The 17,314-nt window shown below is 69.5% G+C and carries 15 protein-coding genes; 6 read left to right on the forward strand and 9 right to left on the reverse strand.

The window, feature by feature from the left end:
* The first annotated feature begins 17 nt into the window (after positions 1–17).
* Complete coding sequence (locus WMF44_RS35705; RefSeq protein WP_437294511.1) at positions 18–1,874, forward strand: glycoside hydrolase family 15 protein; 1,857 nt, start codon at positions 18–20, stop codon at positions 1,872–1,874.
* Between the two features lie 146 nt (positions 1,875–2,020).
* Here WMF44_RS35705 and WMF44_RS35710 read toward each other — a convergent pair whose 3' ends face one another.
* The 3 genes from WMF44_RS35710 to WMF44_RS35720 form a co-directional block, all read right to left on the reverse strand.
* Positions 2,021–2,725 carry a hypothetical protein gene (locus WMF44_RS35710; RefSeq protein ID WP_437294512.1) on the reverse strand — a complete coding sequence of 235 codons (705 nt, stop codon included), beginning with the start codon at positions 2,723–2,725 and terminating at the stop codon, positions 2,021–2,023.
* A 232-nt stretch (positions 2,726–2,957) separates the two neighbouring features.
* Entirely contained in the window at positions 2,958–3,893 is a 936-nt protein-coding gene (locus WMF44_RS35715; protein ID WP_437294513.1) for a hypothetical protein, read from the reverse strand.
* Positions 3,894–4,142: 249 nt separating this feature from the next.
* Positions 4,143–5,021, reverse strand: coding sequence for a hypothetical protein (locus WMF44_RS35720; protein ID WP_437294514.1), 879 nt, complete (start codon positions 5,019–5,021; stop codon positions 4,143–4,145).
* 640 nt (positions 5,022–5,661) lie between these two features.
* Here WMF44_RS35720 and WMF44_RS35725 point away from each other — a divergent pair.
* Entirely contained in the window at positions 5,662–7,134 is a 1,473-nt protein-coding gene (locus WMF44_RS35725; RefSeq protein WP_437294515.1) for a protein kinase domain-containing protein, read from the forward strand.
* Positions 7,135–7,290: 156 nt separating this feature from the next.
* Here the strand turns inward: WMF44_RS35725 and WMF44_RS35730 are convergent, their stop codons facing one another.
* Together WMF44_RS35730 and WMF44_RS35735 are read right to left on the reverse strand one after the other, a co-directional pair.
* The gene (locus WMF44_RS35730) at positions 7,291–8,661 is read right to left on the reverse strand and encodes an extracellular catalytic domain type 1 short-chain-length polyhydroxyalkanoate depolymerase (protein ID WP_437294516.1); all 1,371 of its coding nucleotides are present in this window, start codon (positions 8,659–8,661) and stop codon (positions 7,291–7,293) included.
* 196 nt (positions 8,662–8,857) lie between these two features.
* The gene (locus WMF44_RS35735; protein ID WP_437294517.1) at positions 8,858–9,700 is read right to left on the reverse strand and encodes an AraC family transcriptional regulator; all 843 of its coding nucleotides are present in this window, start codon (positions 9,698–9,700) and stop codon (positions 8,858–8,860) included.
* 71 nt (positions 9,701–9,771) lie between these two features.
* Between WMF44_RS35735 and WMF44_RS35740 the strand changes: the two genes are divergently transcribed.
* A complete protein-coding gene (locus tag WMF44_RS35740) occupies positions 9,772–10,446 on the forward strand; it encodes a glutathione S-transferase family protein (protein ID WP_437294518.1) in 675 nt (224 codons plus the stop codon).
* Between the two features lie 207 nt (positions 10,447–10,653).
* Here WMF44_RS35740 and WMF44_RS35745 read toward each other — a convergent pair whose 3' ends face one another.
* A complete protein-coding gene (locus WMF44_RS35745; RefSeq protein ID WP_437301654.1) occupies positions 10,654–11,625 on the reverse strand; it encodes a pseudouridine-5'-phosphate glycosidase in 972 nt (323 codons plus the stop codon).
* A 548-nt stretch (positions 11,626–12,173) separates the two neighbouring features.
* Between WMF44_RS35745 and WMF44_RS35750 the strand changes: the two genes are divergently transcribed.
* Complete coding sequence (locus WMF44_RS35750) at positions 12,174–12,647, forward strand: hypothetical protein (RefSeq protein WP_437294519.1); 474 nt, start codon at positions 12,174–12,176, stop codon at positions 12,645–12,647.
* Between the two features lie 65 nt (positions 12,648–12,712).
* Positions 12,713–13,357, forward strand: a complete 645-nt coding sequence (locus WMF44_RS35755; RefSeq protein ID WP_437294520.1) for a hypothetical protein — start codon at positions 12,713–12,715, stop codon at positions 13,355–13,357.
* A gap of 150 nt (positions 13,358–13,507) precedes the next feature.
* On the opposite strand, the gene WMF44_RS35760 is transcribed toward WMF44_RS35755, so the two are convergent.
* From WMF44_RS35760 to WMF44_RS35770, 3 genes are read right to left on the reverse strand one after another with little or no spacing between them, the layout of a single operon-like run.
* Positions 13,508–14,314: an ABC transporter permease gene (locus tag WMF44_RS35760; protein WP_437294521.1), complete on the reverse strand. Its 807-nt coding sequence runs from the start codon at positions 14,312–14,314 to the stop codon at positions 13,508–13,510.
* Between the two features lie 30 nt (positions 14,315–14,344).
* Positions 14,345–15,181, reverse strand: coding sequence for an ABC transporter permease (locus WMF44_RS35765; protein WP_437294522.1), 837 nt, complete (start codon positions 15,179–15,181; stop codon positions 14,345–14,347).
* Positions 15,178–16,185, reverse strand: a complete 1,008-nt coding sequence (locus tag WMF44_RS35770) for an ABC transporter ATP-binding protein (protein ID WP_437294523.1) — start codon at positions 16,183–16,185, stop codon at positions 15,178–15,180. The genes WMF44_RS35765 and WMF44_RS35770 overlap by 4 nt, the downstream gene beginning before the upstream one ends.
* A 142-nt stretch (positions 16,186–16,327) precedes the next feature.
* Here WMF44_RS35770 and WMF44_RS35775 point away from each other — a divergent pair, with 142 nt between their 5' ends.
* On the forward strand, positions 16,328–17,311 hold the full coding sequence (locus tag WMF44_RS35775) for a phosphotransferase family protein (protein ID WP_437294524.1): 984 nt from the start codon (positions 16,328–16,330) through the stop codon (positions 17,309–17,311).
* Positions 17,312–17,314: the final 3 nt, after the last annotated feature.

Genomic DNA, 17,314 nt, shown 5'->3' on the forward strand with positions numbered 1-17,314 from the left:
ACACGCATAGTGTAGCGATGTCAGCTCCGCTCGAACACTACGGTCTCATCGGTGACACGACCACGGTCGGTCTGGTCTCGCGTTACGGCTCGCTCGACTGGCTCTGCCTGCCACGCATCGACTCCGACGCGTGTTTCGCGAAGCTGCTCGGGCGCGACGACCACGGCTACTGGACCATCCGGCCAGCCACGGCGATACGAAGCTTGGAGCGGCGCTATCGGCGCGACACGCTGGTCCTCGAGACCGAGTTCGCCTGTGAGAGCGGCCGCGTGCGCCTGATCGACTTCATGCCCCCGGGCGTCGCCCCGCACGACGCCACCCGGCTCGTCGACGGAGCCCACGACGTCATCCGGATCGTCGAGGGAATCGAGGGCGAAGTCCCGATGCACTCCGACCTGAGGGCGCGGTTCGGCTACGGCTGCGTGATCCCGTGGATCCAGTGTGACGGAGGCCGAGCCACGCTCACGTCCGGGCCCGCCGCGCTTGCGTTCAGCAGCCCAGCGTCGCTCGACCCCGACTGGCACGCCGCCCGACTGGAGACGAACTTCGTCGTCCGCGCGGGCCAGCGCCTGCCGTTCACCCTCACGTTCTACCCGTCGCATGAACACGCGCCGGCGCACCCCGTCGACGCGGAGCAGGAGCTCGCGCGGACCGAGCGTCACTGGCGAGAGTGGGCGGGTCGTTGCCGCTATCAGGGCCGCTGGCGTGACGCCGTCGTGCGGTCGCTCCTTACGCTGAAGGCGCTCACCTATGCGCCCACGGGCGGGATCGTGGCGGCGCCGACAACGTCCTTGCCGGAGGAGCTCGGCGGCGTTCGCAACTGGGACTATCGCTACTGCTGGCTGCGTGACTCCACGCTCACGCTCGACGCCCTGATGCGCGGCGGGTACCTCGAGGAAGCGCAGGCCTGGCGCGACTGGCTCATGCGCGCGGTCGCCGGCGCTCCGGCGCAGCTGCAGATCATGTACGGCGTGGCCGGGGAGCATCGGCTCACCGAGATCGAGCTGCCGTGGCTCCCGGGATACGAGGAATCGAGGCCGGTGCGGATCGGCAACGGCGCATACGATCAATTTCAACTCGACGTCTACGGCGAGGTGCTCAACACGCTCTACGATGCCCACGCGCACGGCCTGCCGGATCTGCCGCACACCTGGGACCCTATCGTGGAGATCGTGGACTTCGTCGAGAGGTCCTGGCAGAGGCCGGACGAAGGCATCTGGGAGATACGCGGGGCGAAGCTGCTGCACTTCACGCACTCGAAGCTGATGACCTGGGTGGCCGTGGATCGCGCCGTGCGCATGGTCGAGGAGTTCGGTCTTGGCGGACAGCATCGACTGGAGAAGCGGCTCCAGCGCTGGCGCGCGCTGCGGGAGGAGATCCGCATCGACCTGCTCGAGCGCGGATTCAACACGCGCGTCGGGGCCTTCACTCAATCGTACGGCTCGGAGGCCCTCGACGCCAGCGTGCTCCTGATCCCGCACATGGGCTTCCTGGCCGCCGATGATCCCCGCATGCTGTCCACCGTCGCGGCGATCGAGAAGGGCCTCACCCGGGATGGCCTCGTCCTGCGCTACGCGACCGAGACGGGGGTGGACGGCCTGCCGGGGCACGAGGCGACGTTCCTTATTTGCAGCTTCTGGCTCGCCGACAACTACGCGATGGTCGGTCGCCTCGACGAGGCGGAGGCGCTCCTCGATCGCCTGGTCTCCCTCTGCAATGATGTCGGGCTGCTCGCCGAGGAATACAGCCCCGAGCTGCGCCGGCAGCTCGGCAATTTTCCCCAGGCGTTCTCTCACATCGGGCTCGTCAACACCGCTCACATCATCGAGGCAAGGAGAGCGGGTAAAAAAGTGTCTTTGCCATCCGCGGCGTAGTTCCGGGACACGGCGGCCTGTGGACGGCTCGCAGGCTCACCCGCAACCGACGCGAGCAGCGCCAGAAGTCGCTCGTTGACCGATCGATGGTCAATGACCCCGGTGAGGAACGACGAGCGGAGCTAGCGTTGGAGGCGCGTTAGACGCTACAGGCACGTGTTGTCGACGACCACGCCGGTCTCCCGGAAGCGCACGGTCCCGGGCTCCCCGTCGAGCGTGACGGTGATATCCATGTCGATGATGCACGGGATGCCGGTGTTCGGCTCAGCCTCCCACGACATCGTCCCGGTGGCCCCGGTCACGGTGTACGTGCGCTCGTCGGCGGGCGGCATGCCCGTGTCGGTGCAATCGCCCATCTGGTCGGTGAGCGCCACGTCCAGCACGCCCCAGAAGTCCTCCAGCTCGACACCGGCATAGAGCGGATCGCTGTCGGCGAACGCCGCGATCGAGATCACCAGACACCGATCCTCTCGCAGGTCCGCGTGGTGCACGTAGACACGGTCGTGATCGGCGATCACGTAATCTGCGCTTGCGCAGGCCGTATCCCTCGACGCGTTCACCCCGGCCGCGTGCGCCATGCACTCATTGCAATAGGTGCGCTGATCGCATCCGCAGACCCCCTGACATTCGTCCGGACATTCCCCGACCCGCGGCCTCTGCGTGCATTCGCCCTGCGCCTCTGCGGAGCACGCCAGGTCGGGCGTCGCGCAGTACTCCGCCTCGCCGCAGGTCGCTCCCGCGTCCCCTCCGCAGACGACCGGCGCTGCGCCTCCGCTTCCGCCTCCGCCGTCGCCGGTCGTGCCGCCGCCAGCGCTGCTGCTCGTGCTGCCGCCCGCTCCGATCGGGGACACGGTTTCATCAGAGCCGCAGGCGGCGAGGAGCAGTCCGCACAGCACGGAGCCAAGGAGTGCATGTCTCATGAACGGACTATGCCATGACCGCTCGCCGGAGAGGAGCGGCCACGGCGCTGTCATGGCCCTGCCCATCCCCGAGGCGCCTTGCCCTCCGCGGAGCCGCCGCCGCCACCGCCCCCCGTGGCGCCGCTGCCGGCCGGATCGGTGAGCGCGGCCGCGACCCGGGCGCTCAGGCGACGCTGCGCGCGGGCCCGGACGCGGGCGCGGCGCCGTACGTGGCGCGATAGCGCTCGTACCGCTCGAGGAGCTCGCCCGTGGTCTTGGGCATCGGCACGCGCGCGCGCGTGATGTACGAGATCACGTTCTTGCCGCGGACGATCAGCTCGACGCCCCGGGCGGCCTGCTCCCGCTCGTGAGGCGAGGCGTCCGCGCCGAGCAGCGGCTGGAAGCCGGCGAGCTTCTCCGCCGATACGACGAACGACGTCCAGACCTCGAAGATGTCGTCGTCGGTGCGCAGCGTCTCGCACTTGATCTTGGCCGCGTGCGCGAACTCGCGGGCCAGGCGGTCGAGCCCCGCGAACGTCGGCGAGCCCGCGAAGGTGGCGATCATCGCGTCGCGAATGCCGTCGATCGCCCTCATGCTCTGGGCGATCTTGACATACCGGCTGTTGTAGAACGCCTCGATCGGGAACGAGAACGCCTTGAAGGGCTCGCCCCAGAGCTCGTCGAGCCCCTCCTCGCCGCTGCGGTGGAGCACCATCTTCCCGAGCGTCAGCGCCTCGAGGAGGTGCTCTCCGCACTCGCGCATCAGGGCGTTGTCGGGCTCGATGGTGACGCCGAGCTCCTGGATCTCGACGAGCTTGGTGAAGATATCCGCCGCTCGATTGAAGATCGCGCCCGCGAGCATGGCGGCCTTGACGCGCTTCCGCTGCGGATCGGTCTCCGACGCGAAGGCGAGCCGCGCCTCGTCCAGCCGCTTCCCTGGGACGTTGATGCCGTGCTCGACGTGGTTGAACAGGCGCCGCGTCAGCGCCTCGATGAGGCGCCTTTTCGCGAGCAGCGTGTCGGCCGGCGCCTCGTAGGCCTTGATCCAGTAACCGTAGTAGTAGACCCGCAGCTGGCCGTCGATGATCTGCTTCTTCCCGAGCGGTATCGCGCTTTCCATAGCCCGCCTCCGATCGGCTGCCAGGCGGCGCCCCTGCGCGGGAGGCGCGCGGGGGAGCATGCCCGTGCGACAGCCGAGTAGCATGGGCGCAAGGAGGCCCGCAAGACGTGAGCGACGCGATCCGGCGGAGTCCTCCGCCGGAAACCGGGACTTAACCGACAGGAAAGACAGCGGCTCGTGGGGCCGCGCGCCGGCCGGCGCGGCGCGCCGCGGCCGAGCGCCAGCCCGCGCGCCCGCCGGCCTCGGGGGCTACTGCGCGCACCCCTCGAGCTCGGCCATCATGCGCCAGAACGCCATGGCCTTGTTCTCGCAGGCGCCCTGGGTCGTGTGGGTGTACTCGTATTCCGTGTTGCCGGACGTCTCCACGTCGTAACGCGGGTGCTGCATCGGGATCTCGACGTCGCCCACCGTCGTGGTGTGCCGCTCGCCGTCCGCGTGGACGTCGAGGTCCTCGAAGTCATAGAGGATCTTCCCATGATCCCGGCAGAAATCGCGGATCTGCTGGTTGCGCTCCGCGCGGTTCACGCCGTTGTGCTCCTCGTCACCGGGCCCCGTCATGTAGATGAAGGTCACCTCCGGGAACTCCTGCCCGAGCGCGTCGAGCACGTCCAGGTACCGCTGCACGTCCTCCTCGGTCTGCTCGGAGATCTCCGAGGACCACGCCCACATCGAGTACCGGATCTCCGGGTGCCCTCCGAGGATGGTGCGCACGTCGTTGATCCCGGCCTCGGTCGCCCAGTACTGCTCGCCCGGGATGAGGTCGGTGCCGATCATCCCGTCCCACATCAGGAAGGCGCCTTCCTGCTGCGGGACGTCGCAATACTCCTTCGCGAAGGCGTAGGTAGGGGTCTTCGCCTCGATGCTCTCGGCGCCGACGATGATCTGGAAGCCGTGCGAGCGGTGGGCGTAGTGGAAGACGAAGTCCCCCGACTTGAGCGCCTCGGCGCAGCTCGCCGGGATACCGTCCAGGCTCGCGTGCCGGTGGTCGAAGGTCCGCGCGTTCGCGGGATCGGGATTGGGATCGCCGCCGGACGCCGTCGTCACCCCGCCGCTCGACGCCGACGTCGACGTCGACGTCGACGCGCCGCCCGACCCGGTGGTCGCCCCGCCTCCCGACCCGGTGGTCACCCCGCCGCCCGATCCGGTGGTCGCCCCGCCGCCCGTTCCACTCTGGTCTGCCGGGCTGTCGTCTTCTCCGCAGGCCAGCACGCCGAGCGCGAGGGAGAGACCAGATGCGATGATAGTTGAATTGCAAAATAATTTGTTCATTGCAGTGTGGATTCTAGACGGAGGCAAGGGGATCGCAATAGCTCTCGCGGGCGGTCTCGTGCTGCGGCGCGGGGGTTCGGAGGTGGGGGCGTCGTGGTCTTCTCTCGCGGCGCCGGCGCCGGCGCGGGCTCCGGCGGACCGCCGCGGAGGCCCGGTGCGCTGCGCTGCGCAAGCAAGGCCCCCGGTGCCCCGCGCGCGAACGCGCAGCGCCGGCGCGCGCGGCGTCCGCGCTCGCCGTCGTCCCGAGCGCATCCCCTCGCCGAACACCGCCGCTGTCAGGAACGTCACGCACCGATGGCGCTCTCGACGCCCGCGCCGGACCCGGACCAGCCACGGCGATCCGGGGAGCCATCTCGCGGCCGTGTCGAGCCCGAGGCGCCCGGAACGTGGCGCACAGAAGGATAATCCATCTGACATCTCCCGCCTCGTCGTGGCCGGCGCCTTTCCTATCCTGTACGCTCCCCTCGCCTCCCTCGGCTATCAGGAGGAAGCCATCGCCATGCAGTTCGCTCCGGATTCCGTCGTAGGTGGGAAGTATCGTCTCGAACGACCTCTCTCGCACGGCGGGATGGGCTCGGTGTGGGTGGCGCGACACGTCAACTTGGGCTCTCTCGTCGCGGTCAAGTTCATGGACCCGACCTATGCGGCGTCATCGACGTTCCTCGCCCGCTTCGAGCGTGAAGCCAGGATCGCGGCGAGCCTCCAGAGCCCACACGTCGTCTACGTCCAGGACTTTGGCGTCGACGACGACACTCCGTACCTCGTGATGGAGCTGCTTCAGGGCGAGGACCTGGGCACGCGCCTCTTGCGTGTCGGCCGGCTCTCTCTCGTGGACGCCACCCTGATCCTGGTGCAGGCCGGCAAGGCCATCCGTCGCGCGCACGACGCCGGCCTCGTCCATCGCGATCTCAAGCCTGCCAACCTGTTCCTCGTGCGCGTGGAGGGAGAGCAGGACGAGGTCGTCAAGATCCTCGACTTCGGCATCGTCAAGGACACCGGCGCGGCGCTGACGGAAGAGGTGACCCGCACCGGGGAGCTGCTCGGCTCGCCTCACTACATGAGCCCGGAGCAGGTCCGGGGCGAAAAGGACATCGATCAGCGCAGCGATCTCTGGTCGCTCGGGGTCATCCTCTTCTATGGCGTCACCGGCGAGCTGCCCTTTCAGGGGGCCCAGCTCGGCGCGGTGCTCGCCAACATCCTGGTCGGTCCGGTGCCCAGCGCGTCCCTGATCGCGCCCGACCTGCCGCCGGAGATCGATGCCTTCTTCGCGCGGGCGCTGGCCCGCGAGCGGGCGGAGCGCTTCCAGTCGGTCGGAGAGATGATAGCCGAGCTCCGCCGTGTCGCGGGCATGGCGTCGCCGTCGATTCCGGATCTGCAATCCCCGTGCTCCGGCGTGCCGAGCACCGCTCGGCCGAGGCTCAGCGGGACGATAGCGCTCGACGTCGCCAAGCTCGACGAGCCGGCGGCCTCGCCCCGCTCGGCGAGGCCAGGCACCCTGACCGGCGCCGGATCGACGGCGCAGGAGGCCCGACTTCAGAAGCCTCAGCGCGCGAGGCAGGCGATCGGCATCGCGATGGCGATGCTCGTCGGCGCCAGCGTCACCATCGCGCTGCGTCGGGGCGGATCGAGCGCCGGGGGCGAGGCGGGCGCGAAGGTCGCCTCGGCCGGCGCGCCTGCGTCGGAGGAGGTCGCCGCCAGCGCGTCGGCAGAGGTCGAGCGCTCCTCGGAGCCGCTGGAGAGCGTGACGCCCGCGGCGCCCATTGCAGAGGCGACGGGCTCTGCAGCGGACGCGGCCGGCGAGACCGCGGCGCCGCCGGCGCCCCCGACGTCCACCAAGGCAGCACGGCCGCCGTCGAGCGCCACACCCAGGACACCGCACACGGGTGTCCCCGCTCCTTCGAGGAGGCCGCCGATCCCGCCGACGACGGCGCCGGGGCACGACCGCGCGCCCATTCCGGAGGTGCCCTTCTAGCGCGGAGACCCCTTGTTGGCATTATTAAAAGAATAATTGAACAGGGAGGCGGGGAGACGGGGAGAGTGATGGGATTTCGCTCCCCGTCTCCCCGACTCCCTGTGAATTCTCTCGAAAGTGCCGGGGGGTTGCTTCAGTTCATCGACAAGACACGTGTCAGCTCCGGGCGTTTCGCTGCCGGCGACGGAGCGCCAACAGCGCAAGGCCCATGGCGACGACCGCTGCGCACGAGCTCTTCGGCCTGGCATCGCCGGCGACGACGGCGCACCCGCCCGTTTCGCCCGATTCACCTGCAGACTCCGAGCCCGCGCCGGTGGTGGCGCTGTCCGCAGCGCCGCTCGTACCGCTCGTGCCGCTCGCCCCGCTCGGGTCGCTGCCGCCCGTCGTGGTGACCTCGCCGCCGCCAGCGGGCTGCCCGCCAGAGCCGACGGTCACGCCCTCGCCGGTGCTTCCGCCGTCCCCCGAGGCGCCGCCGCTCCCCGCAGCAGGCCCGGCGCCGCCGACGTTCTGATCACCCCCGGAGCCGTCGCCCGAGCCACCGGTGCCGCCGCTGCCGGCAGCCTCGGAACAGTCGGTCTCCGGATCGGCACCACCGGCCTTGTCGAGCCCGAAGAACGCGAGGATGGCGTCGCTGTCGTACGGCATCGAGTGCGCGCCGTTTCTTCCCGACCAGGCCTCGAACACCGTGTAGCCGCACTCGTTCTTCCAGAACTGGCGATCATAGGTGGTCCCGCCCGATGTGATCATGTCGGTCGAGGTCGGGGTCTCGCTCAGCTCGAGCACGTTCGTCCATTCCTTGATCGCCTCGGCCTGGTTCTTGTAGTTGATCGTCGCGTCCGCCGTGCCGTGGAAGATCTGGAGGCGCGGGCGATGCCCCGTGTACCCGGGGAACATCCCCCGAACCTGATCTCCCCATTGCTGCGCCGACTTGCTCGTCCTGCCCCCCGCGCAGTTGTTGCTCCATTGCTGGCCCGCGTCGAAGCCGTCCGCCCAGCACCCGGCCGCCACCCCCGCCCGCGCCGCGCCGGCCCGGAAGATGTCCGGGTACACCGCCAGCATGGCTTGCGTCATCATCGCTCCGGACGAGCCGCCCATCACGTAGACGCGCTTCGGGTCGCCTTTGTACTTCTCGAGCGTGTACTTCACCATCTGAGCGACGGCCTGCGTGTCGCCGCCGCCGTCGTGGGTCAGCGATTTCGCCGTGCCCACGTCCCAGCAGTTCCGGCCGGTGGCCTCCGGAAGGATGATGATGAAGCCGTTCTTGTCGGCGCCCGCCTTGATACCCGAGATGCTGTTGAAGAACGAGCTCACCGGCGTGCTGCACGAGTGGCAGCCCACCACGATGGGCGGATTCTCGGCCAGCTTGTCCGGGACGTAGATGTTCATGTTGACGTAGCTCGGGACGCCGTTCGCTCCCCACGTCGCCTGGCTCACCGCCTGCACCGACGCCGCGTACACGGGCATGGCCGCGAACAGCCCCAAAGAGAACGACGCGACCACGAAAACACGATTCTGAAATCGACGCATGTTCGATTACCTCTAAAGCTGGCGTCGCCGACGACGGCGCGCGATTGGCGCGTGGATGCTATCGATACAGGAACTTTGACGCAAGCGAGGAACTTTGACGCAGGCCGCTATGGGTTCTTCCAGTCCGCGAAAATTGAACCACGACCTCGCGCGTCATAGAGCCTTCTCGCGCTGTGAATGGCCGTAAACCCGCAGCTCACCCGTTCACGCCGGGCGGGCCGCCTCTCGACCTCGCTGCCGCGCACCGCTCTGCATAGACGGCCGGTGTGAAGCCGACCTGGGCCTTGAATTCCCGGATCAGGTGCGCCTGATCATGATATCCGAGCTCCTGCGCGAGCGCCGCCCACGCGACGGGCGCGCCCGTGGCCACGCGCTCCGCGGCCTCCTGCACGCGTGACCGCCGGATGATCCACTTGGGCCCGACGCCGATGTACCGCTCGAACGCGCGGTGCAGCGTGCGCACCGAGACGCCCGCGACCCGGGCGAGATGCTCGGCGCGGTGGATCTCGCGGTCTTCCTGCGCGCGGACGGCGAGCGCCATCGCCTCGCCGAGCCCGGCGTCCTCCGGGCCCTTGCGCGCGCGCAGGAGCGCCTCCACGGCGCGGATCGCGACGGCGTCGTCCGGCTGGTCGAGCACGGCGCGCTCGAGCGGCCCGGCCGCGCTGCCGAAGATCTCGGCGAGGGGGACCACACGGTCGACCAGCCGGCGCATGGGGAGGGGCGCGAACGGGAAGAAGCCGCCTGGCTTGAACTTCGTCGCGACGACGCGCCCCGCGCCCTCGAGCCGGACGACCTCGCGCCGGGTTCCGATGCCGTGCACCGCCGAGCCCGGCGCCTCGACGGCCAGGTTGACGCAGGGGTGCGGCAAGACCTCCTGCTCGAACGGCGCGGTGAGCGACCAGCGGACGACCCAGTGCCAGTCGACGAGCCTGGCCAGGTCCGGCGCGGGCGCGTGGCGGTGCAGCTCGAAGCGCTGGAGACCCGCGGCGGGGTTCAGGATGCCGCGGGTGGGGTCCTCGGGGGTGATGGTCGGGCTCATGATCGCGCGTGGCGCTCTTTTACAATACCGGGCCTGGCCGCGGCAGTAACGTCCGCCCCGGAGGCAGCAACATGGCAGATTCGACCACGACCCCGAGGGGCAACCTCGTCTTGTTCCATTCCCCGAACTCGCGCTCGGTGGGCACGCGCATCCTGCTCGAGGAGCTGGGCGCGCCCCACGAGCTCCGCGTGCTGAACATGAAGGCCGGCGAGCAGCGCAAGGCCCCTTACCTCGCCGTGAACCCGCTCGGCAAGGTGCCCGCGATCCTGCACGACGGCGCGCTCGTCACCGAGCAGGTCGCGATCGTCATCTACCTCGCCGATCTGTTCCCGGAGGCCGGCCTGACCCCGGCCATCGGGGATCCGCTGCGCGGGCCGTACCTCCGGTGGATCGCGTACTACGGGTCGTGCTTCGAGCCGGCCGTCGTCGATCGGGCGATGAAGCGCGATCCGGCCCCGGCCGCGACGTCTCCGTACGGAGATTTCGATACGATGTTCGGCGTGGTCGCGGAGGCGCTCCGGAAGGGGCCGTATCTGCTCGGCGATCGATTCTCGGCGGCCGACGTCCTCTGGGGCAAGGCGCTCGAGTGGATGGTGAAGTTCAAGCTCGTGCCCGAGCTGCCGGAGGTGACCGACTACGTCGCGCGGGTGTGCAGCCGGCCGGCGTTCGCGCGGATCGCGGCGAAGGACGCAGAGCTCGCCGCGGCGCACGAGGCCGCGGCCGCAGCGGAGGCGCAGGCGAGCTGATCGCCGCCCAGGCTGCCGCCTGCTCCCGGGCGACGAACGACACCTTCGCTCCCATCGCGCCGAGCCACACCGCCTCGTTGGCCCCCGAGCCGCCGGGGCGGCTCTCGATCTTGGCGCGCCGGTCCGAGCCGCGCACCAGCGGCCCCTCGGGGCGGACGATCACGTTCGTCATCACGTCGCCCACCACGAGCACGCGGTCGGCCGCGCTCATGCCTTGGCCTTCGACTTCGACTTCGACTTCGCTTTCGACTTCGACTTCGGCCTGGCCCCGAGCTCGCTCATCGCCGCCGCGATCTCCGCCGCCACCGCCGCGTTGTTCTCGACCAGCGCGATGTTCGCGATGAGGCTCTTGCCCTCGGTGAGCTCGAAGATGCGCTTCAGGAGGAACGGCGTCAGGTCCTTGCGGCTCACCCCCTCTGCCTCGGCGCACCGGATCGCCTCCTCGATCCGCGCCTCGATCGCCCTGGCGTCCATCGCATGGCTCTCGGGGATCGGGTTGGCCACAAGGACCCCGCCCATGCCGAGCTCGAACTGCAGCGCGATGACCCTGGCCGCCTGCTCGGCGCTCTCGATCCTGTGGTCCACCTTCTGCCCGCTCTGCCGCGCCCAGAAGGCCGGGAAATCCTCGGTCTTGTAGCCCAAAACCGGCACGCCATGGGTCTCCAGCGTCTCCAGCGTCTTGGGAATGTCGAGGATCGATTTGGCCCCGGCGCAGACCACCGCCACCTGCGTCCGACTCAGCTCCTCGAGGTCGGCGGAGATGTCGAAGGTCGTCTCCGCCCCGCGATGCACGCCGCCGATGCCCCCGGTGGCGAAGACCTGGATACCGGCCCAGGCCGCCGCCATCATCGTGGTCGCCACGGTCGTCCCGGCCATCCCGCCCAGGACCAGGAGCGCCGCCACGTCGCGCCGCGAGGCCTTGGCCGCCTTGCCGCCCCCCCTGGCCAGCCGCTCGAGATCTTCCCCCTTCACGCCCACGCTGAGCTTGCCGTCCATGATGGCGATCGTCGCCGGCACGGCGCCGTTCCGGCGGACTACCGCCTCCACGCGCCGCACCATCTCGAGGTTCTGCGGATACGGCATGCCGTGCGTGATGATGGTCGACTCCAGCGCGACCACCGGCCGGCCGTCAGCGAGCGCTTTCCTGACCTCGGGCGAGATGGAGAGATAGTCCTTGATCGACACGCTGAGATCCTTGGGCGGCGAGGGTTTGGCGGCTATAGAGGCACCGGGCACGAGCGTCAAGCGGACCCGACTCTGGGTACCGCGATCTCGCATCCATTGCCATTTTCATCTCTGTCACGCCGTGAACCGTGACATGTCACGCCGAGGACCGTGACATGTCACGCCGTGAACCGTGACATGTCACACAAGATCGGGCCCCATGTCGCGCCAGGAGTCTCATGACTGGCGTGCCGGGCGCGGCTTGCAGAGAATTCTGGCGATCCCCGAATGTGGCACGCGACATGCAACTGAACTCAATCGAATGCGATTGAACGCCACTGAATGCAATCGACACGCAATTGCGCCCAGACGAGCGAACATGAAGCGCACAGGCGACGACGCGGAGCAACGCCGCGTATGCGCCGAGCTTTGCAGGATCAACAGATCCACGGGCCGAAGCCGCCTCGCAGAGCGATAACCGTGAGCGCGCCGCACTGGAGCATACACACCAATCGTTTGGAAAAGCCGATCGTTGGTCAATCTTGGGAGAGTGGGACGGACACATGAAGAAGCTCGCAACGTTTGCAATCCTCCCCGCATTGGGTCTTGTATTGAGCCCGGGCGACGTGTCGGCCGGGGCGACGATGAACGGCGCCGCGTGTCACCTGGTCAACGGCATCGATGTGCTGCGCGCATCCAACGCCATATTGAACCAATCGAGCAATCCGATCACCATCCACTGCGCGATTCCGATAGACCACCAACTCGGAGGCACGGTGACCTTTCGGGTCCGGATGTCTGATGGCAACGACTTGGACGGCATGAACACGACGTGCGTTGGATTGGCGCACGACCAGGACGGCAACGATCTCGGCTCGACGTCAGCCATGGTGTCAGGGACGGGGACCTTCACCGGGACCGTAACAAGGACGGCCACACTCACCGTTTCGCCGCAGAGCGCCTCACACATGTACTCCGTCAGCTGCGCGATCCCAGGAGGCGGTTCGTCTGGCCTATTTACCGCGCGCGTCTTCTAGCTTGAGTCGAATGGTCCGAGTCGAGCCATGCAGGCCACGAGCTCGGGGCGTCCACGTGGTGACCAGTGATTGAACGACGACCGCACCGGCTGTTCATCCTGCTAGCCGGCATTGCAGCGCTGGCGGGTGCATACGTTCTGGGGCGCGTTTCGGCCCCCTCGGCAAGCGAACGCGCGGGCGTCCCGAGCGCGAAGGACGGTCAGCGGCTCGCGGCCTTGGAACGCGGAGCTCGTCGGCCGCGAGCTCCGACATGGAAGGCTACCATCCCTTCGCGGCATGGCTCGGCCGGCGCGGAGGACGGCGAAGAGCTCGACGGTGCGGACGTGCGCGAGCCGCTCGATCCCGAGGAAGAGGAGCGCTCGGTGCACGAGGCGCGAATCGCGTTCTGGGACGGCTTGAGCGCTCGAGTCGACACCGAGCCGCCCGACCCAGCATGGCGTCGTGAGACAGAGCCGGTGCTCACGCGGGTGATCTCCGAGCAGCTGGGTCCACAGGTCAGCGTCGACGACGTCGTCTGTTCCTCCAGCCTTTGCCGCGCGAAGCTGGCCCACCCCCGATGGCCACGCATTCCCAGCGACAAGTTCATCCAGTTTACATTGAGCCGCGGATCGCTCGCGACGATGGAGATCCAGGTGGACACCCGGGACGAGGGCGCCACCGTCCTGTATTTATTGCGCAGAGAACGGGCGCCCACAGAGCACGATCTGTGATATTCGCTGGTTCAGCAAGCGGCGAACGTCCCGCGGCAGCTCGTTTTTTTGCTACCGAACCGCCACAAGACGCCAAGACATTTTGTTATTCTCATGGCGTCTTATGGTGCCTTGACGGTTCATTCTCGCTTGAACGACGTGACCGGTATTTCAGGATCCGGTGGACTGGTACCGCCGCTCCCCGAACCGCCAGATGCGCAGCGACACGAGCAGGAACGCCACGCCCACGAGCGGCGACGCCCAGCGCGCGGCCTCGGGCAGCGCCGGGACCGTGGGGCGATCGAGCAGCGCGCCCGCGGGGATGTAGCTCACGAACGCGAGCGGCACGACGAACGTGAAGAAGCGCCGGAACCAGTCGCGGTACAGGGTCAGCGGGTACTGCGCCGCCTCCGTGCCGCCATAGGTCAACGCGTTCATGATCTCCAGCGACTCGACCGTCCAGAAGCACAGCGTGGCCTGGAGCACGAGGAGCCCGTAGAACACGCAGGCGCCGCCGACGATCGCGCCGGCGAGCAGCGCTAGCCTGGCCGCCGTCCACGCCACGCCCAGCGCGCTACCGGCCCACAGGAGCATCACGAGGCCGACGGCGAGCCGCCCTGCGCGCAGGAACTGGAACTCCCCGGTGGCGACCTGGAACGCCGTGGAGCGCGGGCGCAGGAGGAGCCGGTCGAAATCGCCCGATTTCACCATCGCGGAGAAGGTGTCGAACCCGCGGCCGAACGACTCGGCGAGCGCGAACGAGACGTTGACGAGGCCGAACAGCAGCGCCACCTCCGCGAAGCGCCACCCCCGGACCGCGCCGAACCGGTCGAACAGCGCCCACGCCCCGAGCAGCTCGATGCCCACCGTGATGAACTGCCCGACAGACCACATCACGAACGACGCGCGATACTGCATCTGCGCCCGCAGCGACGCGGCGGCCAGCCGGAGGTAAAGCCTCGTTGCATCGAGCGACATCTCGTCTGTTCCTCGCCTCGCCCTCGTCCCTCAGCCGCCCTGCACCACGAGCCGGCGCAGGCCGCGCGCGACCATCGCCCTGCCGAGCGCCACGAACACGGCGGTCCACAGCGCCTGGTGCAGCAGCACGCCGGGGAGCGCCCCCGCCGGCAGGTGCCCGAGGTAGAGCCGGAACGGCGCGTCGACCATGCCCCGGAACGGCAGCGCGTCGAGCCACGGCAGCATCCACGCCGGAAACAGCGGCAGCGGCACGATCATGCCGGAGGCGACGAGCACGAGCGACGGCACGATGCGCGCGATGCCGTCGCCGGACGTCGTCCACAGCATCGTCGACGTCACCGCCGTCGCGAACGCGCCCACGAGCGCCGCCGCGCCGACCATCGCCGCCGCCCACGCGCCCGCCGCGGCCAGCGACGGCGGCAACCCCATCCCGAGGAGCGGCACCGCGACAGCGAACATCGGGATCGCGCGCAGCAGCGTCGGCGCGACGCGCGCGGCGAGCGCGCGGGCGAGCCAGAGCGCGTGAAGATCGAGCGGGCGCGCCAGCTCATAGCCCACCGCGCCGGTGCGGATCAGCTCGCGCACCTCGGGGTCGGGGTTCGTCGAGAACGGCAGCAGCTGGAAGAACGCCTGTCCGAGCCACGTGTACGTGATCGCCTGTCCGAGCGCCATCGGCGGCGGCGCGCCCGAGACGGCGTTCCCGTAGAACGCCTCGAGCACCATCACCTTGATGAACCCCCAGAACAGCTGCGTGCCGAACCCGGCCGCGGCCGCGGCGCGGTACTGCAGGAGCGCGCGGCAGCGCGCCCGGAACACGGCGACACAGGCGGCGAAATTGGCCGCAAAGCCCTCGAACGGCGCGCTCACGGCGGCGCGCTCCCCTCGCCGCCCTCGCCGCCCTCGCCGTAGAGCCGCGCCACGATCTCGTCGATGGGCGGGTTCTGCACCAGGAGGTCGCGCACCGGGGCGCGGGCGGTGACGCGCCCGACCAGCTCCGCCGTCGAGATCGCGGCGGGGTCGAAGCGCAGCGTCACGCGGGCGCCCTCGCGGCGGATCACCTCGGCGCGCGGCTCGGCGATCTCCGCCGCCGGGTCCGCCAGGTCCACGATGAGCCAGCGCTCCGCGGTGACCTGCGCGCGCAGCGCCTCGAGCGAGCCGTCCGAGAGCACCCGCCCCCCGGCGATGAGGATGACCCGCGAGCAGAGGGCCTCGATGTCGTCCATGTCGTGCGTCGTCAGGATCACCGTGACGCCGCGCTCGCGGTTGAGCCGCTGCACGAAGCGCCGCACCGCGAGCTTCGAGACGGCGTCGAGACCTATCGTGGGCTCGTCGAGGAAGAGCAGGTCGGGCGCGTGGAGCAGCGCGGCCGCGAGATCGCACCGCATGCGCTGGCCGAGGCTGAGCTGCCGCACCGGCGTGTCGAGCAGCGGCCCGAGGTCGAGCATCGCGACGAGCTCGTCGCGCGCGCGGGCGTGATCGGCCGCGCCGACGCGGTAGATGTCCCGGAGCAGCTCGAACGAGTCGATCACCGGCAGATCCCACAGGAGCTGGGTGCGCTGGCCGAACACGACGCCGAGGCGCCCCACGTGCGCAATGCGCTCGCGCCACGGGACGCGGCCGGCCACCTCGCATCGCCCCGAGTCCGGCACGAGGATGCCCGCCAGGATCTTGACCGTCGTCGACTTGCCTGCGCCGTTCGGCCCGATGTACCCGACGAGCTCGCCCCGATCGAGCGAGAACGAGACGCCCGCCAGCGCGTCGACGGCGCGGTAGCGCGGGCGCACGAGCCCGGCGAGCGCGCCCAGGGCGCCCGGCCGGCGCTCGGCCACCCGGTACGCCTTGCGCAGATCCTCGACGACGATCAGCGGCATGGTGGCGGCCAGGGTCTCACGGGCGGCCCGGGAGCATACTGGACCTCGGTCGGGCGGCCAGGTCGCACGCTCACCAGGAGCGCGCGCCCCGGTTCCGCGATGGCCGCGCCGGCGCGCGCGGGTTACGGTGCCTGCCACCGCGATGCCGCCCGATCCCAGCGCGCCCCCCGGCGATCGCTCCCTGTTCCCATCGTTCGACGGCCCCGGCGGCTTCGACCGGATCCGCGCCGACCTCCCGGCCTTTCTCCGGGCGATCCGCGCGGTGTGCGAGCGCCACGGGCTCTCGTCGGGCGGGCTCTCCGCCTTCGCGCGCGGGACCAACGTGGTCGTCTCGAACGACGCAGGCCAGATCATCAAGCTGTTCCCGCCCTTCCTCCGGCACCAGTTCGAGGCCGAGCGCCTCTCGCTGGGGCGCTTCCACGGGAACGTCCCCGTGGCCACGCCGGAGCTCCTCTGGCAAGCGGAGCTCGAAGGCTGGCCCTATCTCGTGATCTCGCGCCTCCCGGGGCGCACGCTCGAAGAGGCCTGGCCCGCGATGAGCGGCGCGGAGCGCGCCGAGGCGCTCGCCCGCGTCGCCGAGATCATGAGGGCCGCCCACGCGCTGCCCACCTCTGGACTGGAGCGCATCGATCTCGGCTGGGACGCGTTCCTGGAGCGCCAGATCGCCGGATGCGAGGGCCGGCACCGGCGGATGGGCTTGCCCGAGCGCCTCGTCTCGCAGATCCCGGCTTACCTCGAGTCCGCCCGCGCTCTCCTGCCGACGTCCGTGGTCCCGGTCCTGCTGACCGGCGAATACACGCCGGAGAACCTCCTCGTGACCCGAGCGGGCGGGAGGTGGAGCGTCACCGGCATGATCGACTTCGCGGACGCGTGCCTCGGAGCACCCGAGTACGATCTCCTGGGCCCGTGCCTCTTCCTGTCGGCCGGCAGCGCGGACCTCCAGCGCGGCTTTCTCGGCGCCTACGGATACGCGCCTGCCGACCTGGGCCCAGCGCTGAGCCGCAAGCTGATGGCCCTCGCGCTGCTGCACCGGTACAGCCATCTCAGGTTCCAGCTCAGGCTCGAAGGATGGGAGTCCCGCGTCTCCTCGCTGCCCGAGCTGGAACAGACGATCTGGCCGTTCTGAAGC

It is taken from the genome of Sorangium sp. So ce426, assembly GCF_051475585.1.
GTDB classification, from domain to species: domain Bacteria; phylum Myxococcota_A; class Polyangia; order Polyangiales; family Polyangiaceae; genus Sorangium; species Sorangium cellulosum_B.

What these genes read in the sequence shown, in the direction of transcription:
- WMF44_RS35715 (WP_437294513.1), bottom strand. Translation starts at nt 3,893, where the DNA reads ATGGAAAGCGCGATACCGCTCGGGAAGAAGCAGATCATCGACGGCCAG.
- WMF44_RS35705 (WP_437294511.1), top strand. Translation starts at nt 18, where the DNA reads ATGTCAGCTCCGCTCGAACACTACGGTCTCATCGGTGACACGACCACG.
- WMF44_RS35750 (WP_437294519.1), top strand. Translation starts at nt 12,174, where the DNA reads ATGAAGAAGCTCGCAACGTTTGCAATCCTCCCCGCATTGGGTCTTGTA.
- WMF44_RS35725 (WP_437294515.1), top strand. Translation starts at nt 5,662, where the DNA reads ATGCAGTTCGCTCCGGATTCCGTCGTAGGTGGGAAGTATCGTCTCGAA.
- WMF44_RS35735 (WP_437294517.1), bottom strand. Translation starts at nt 9,700, where the DNA reads ATGAGCCCGACCATCACCCCCGAGGACCCCACCCGCGGCATCCTGAAC.
- WMF44_RS35770 (WP_437294523.1), bottom strand. Translation starts at nt 16,185, where the DNA reads ATGCCGCTGATCGTCGTCGAGGATCTGCGCAAGGCGTACCGGGTGGCC.
- WMF44_RS35760 (WP_437294521.1), bottom strand. Translation starts at nt 14,314, where the DNA reads ATGTCGCTCGATGCAACGAGGCTTTACCTCCGGCTGGCCGCCGCGTCG.
- WMF44_RS35740 (WP_437294518.1), top strand. Translation starts at nt 9,772, where the DNA reads ATGGCAGATTCGACCACGACCCCGAGGGGCAACCTCGTCTTGTTCCAT.
- WMF44_RS35775 (WP_437294524.1), top strand. Translation starts at nt 16,328, where the DNA reads ATGCCGCCCGATCCCAGCGCGCCCCCCGGCGATCGCTCCCTGTTCCCA.
- WMF44_RS35730 (WP_437294516.1), bottom strand. Translation starts at nt 8,661, where the DNA reads ATGCGTCGATTTCAGAATCGTGTTTTCGTGGTCGCGTCGTTCTCTTTG.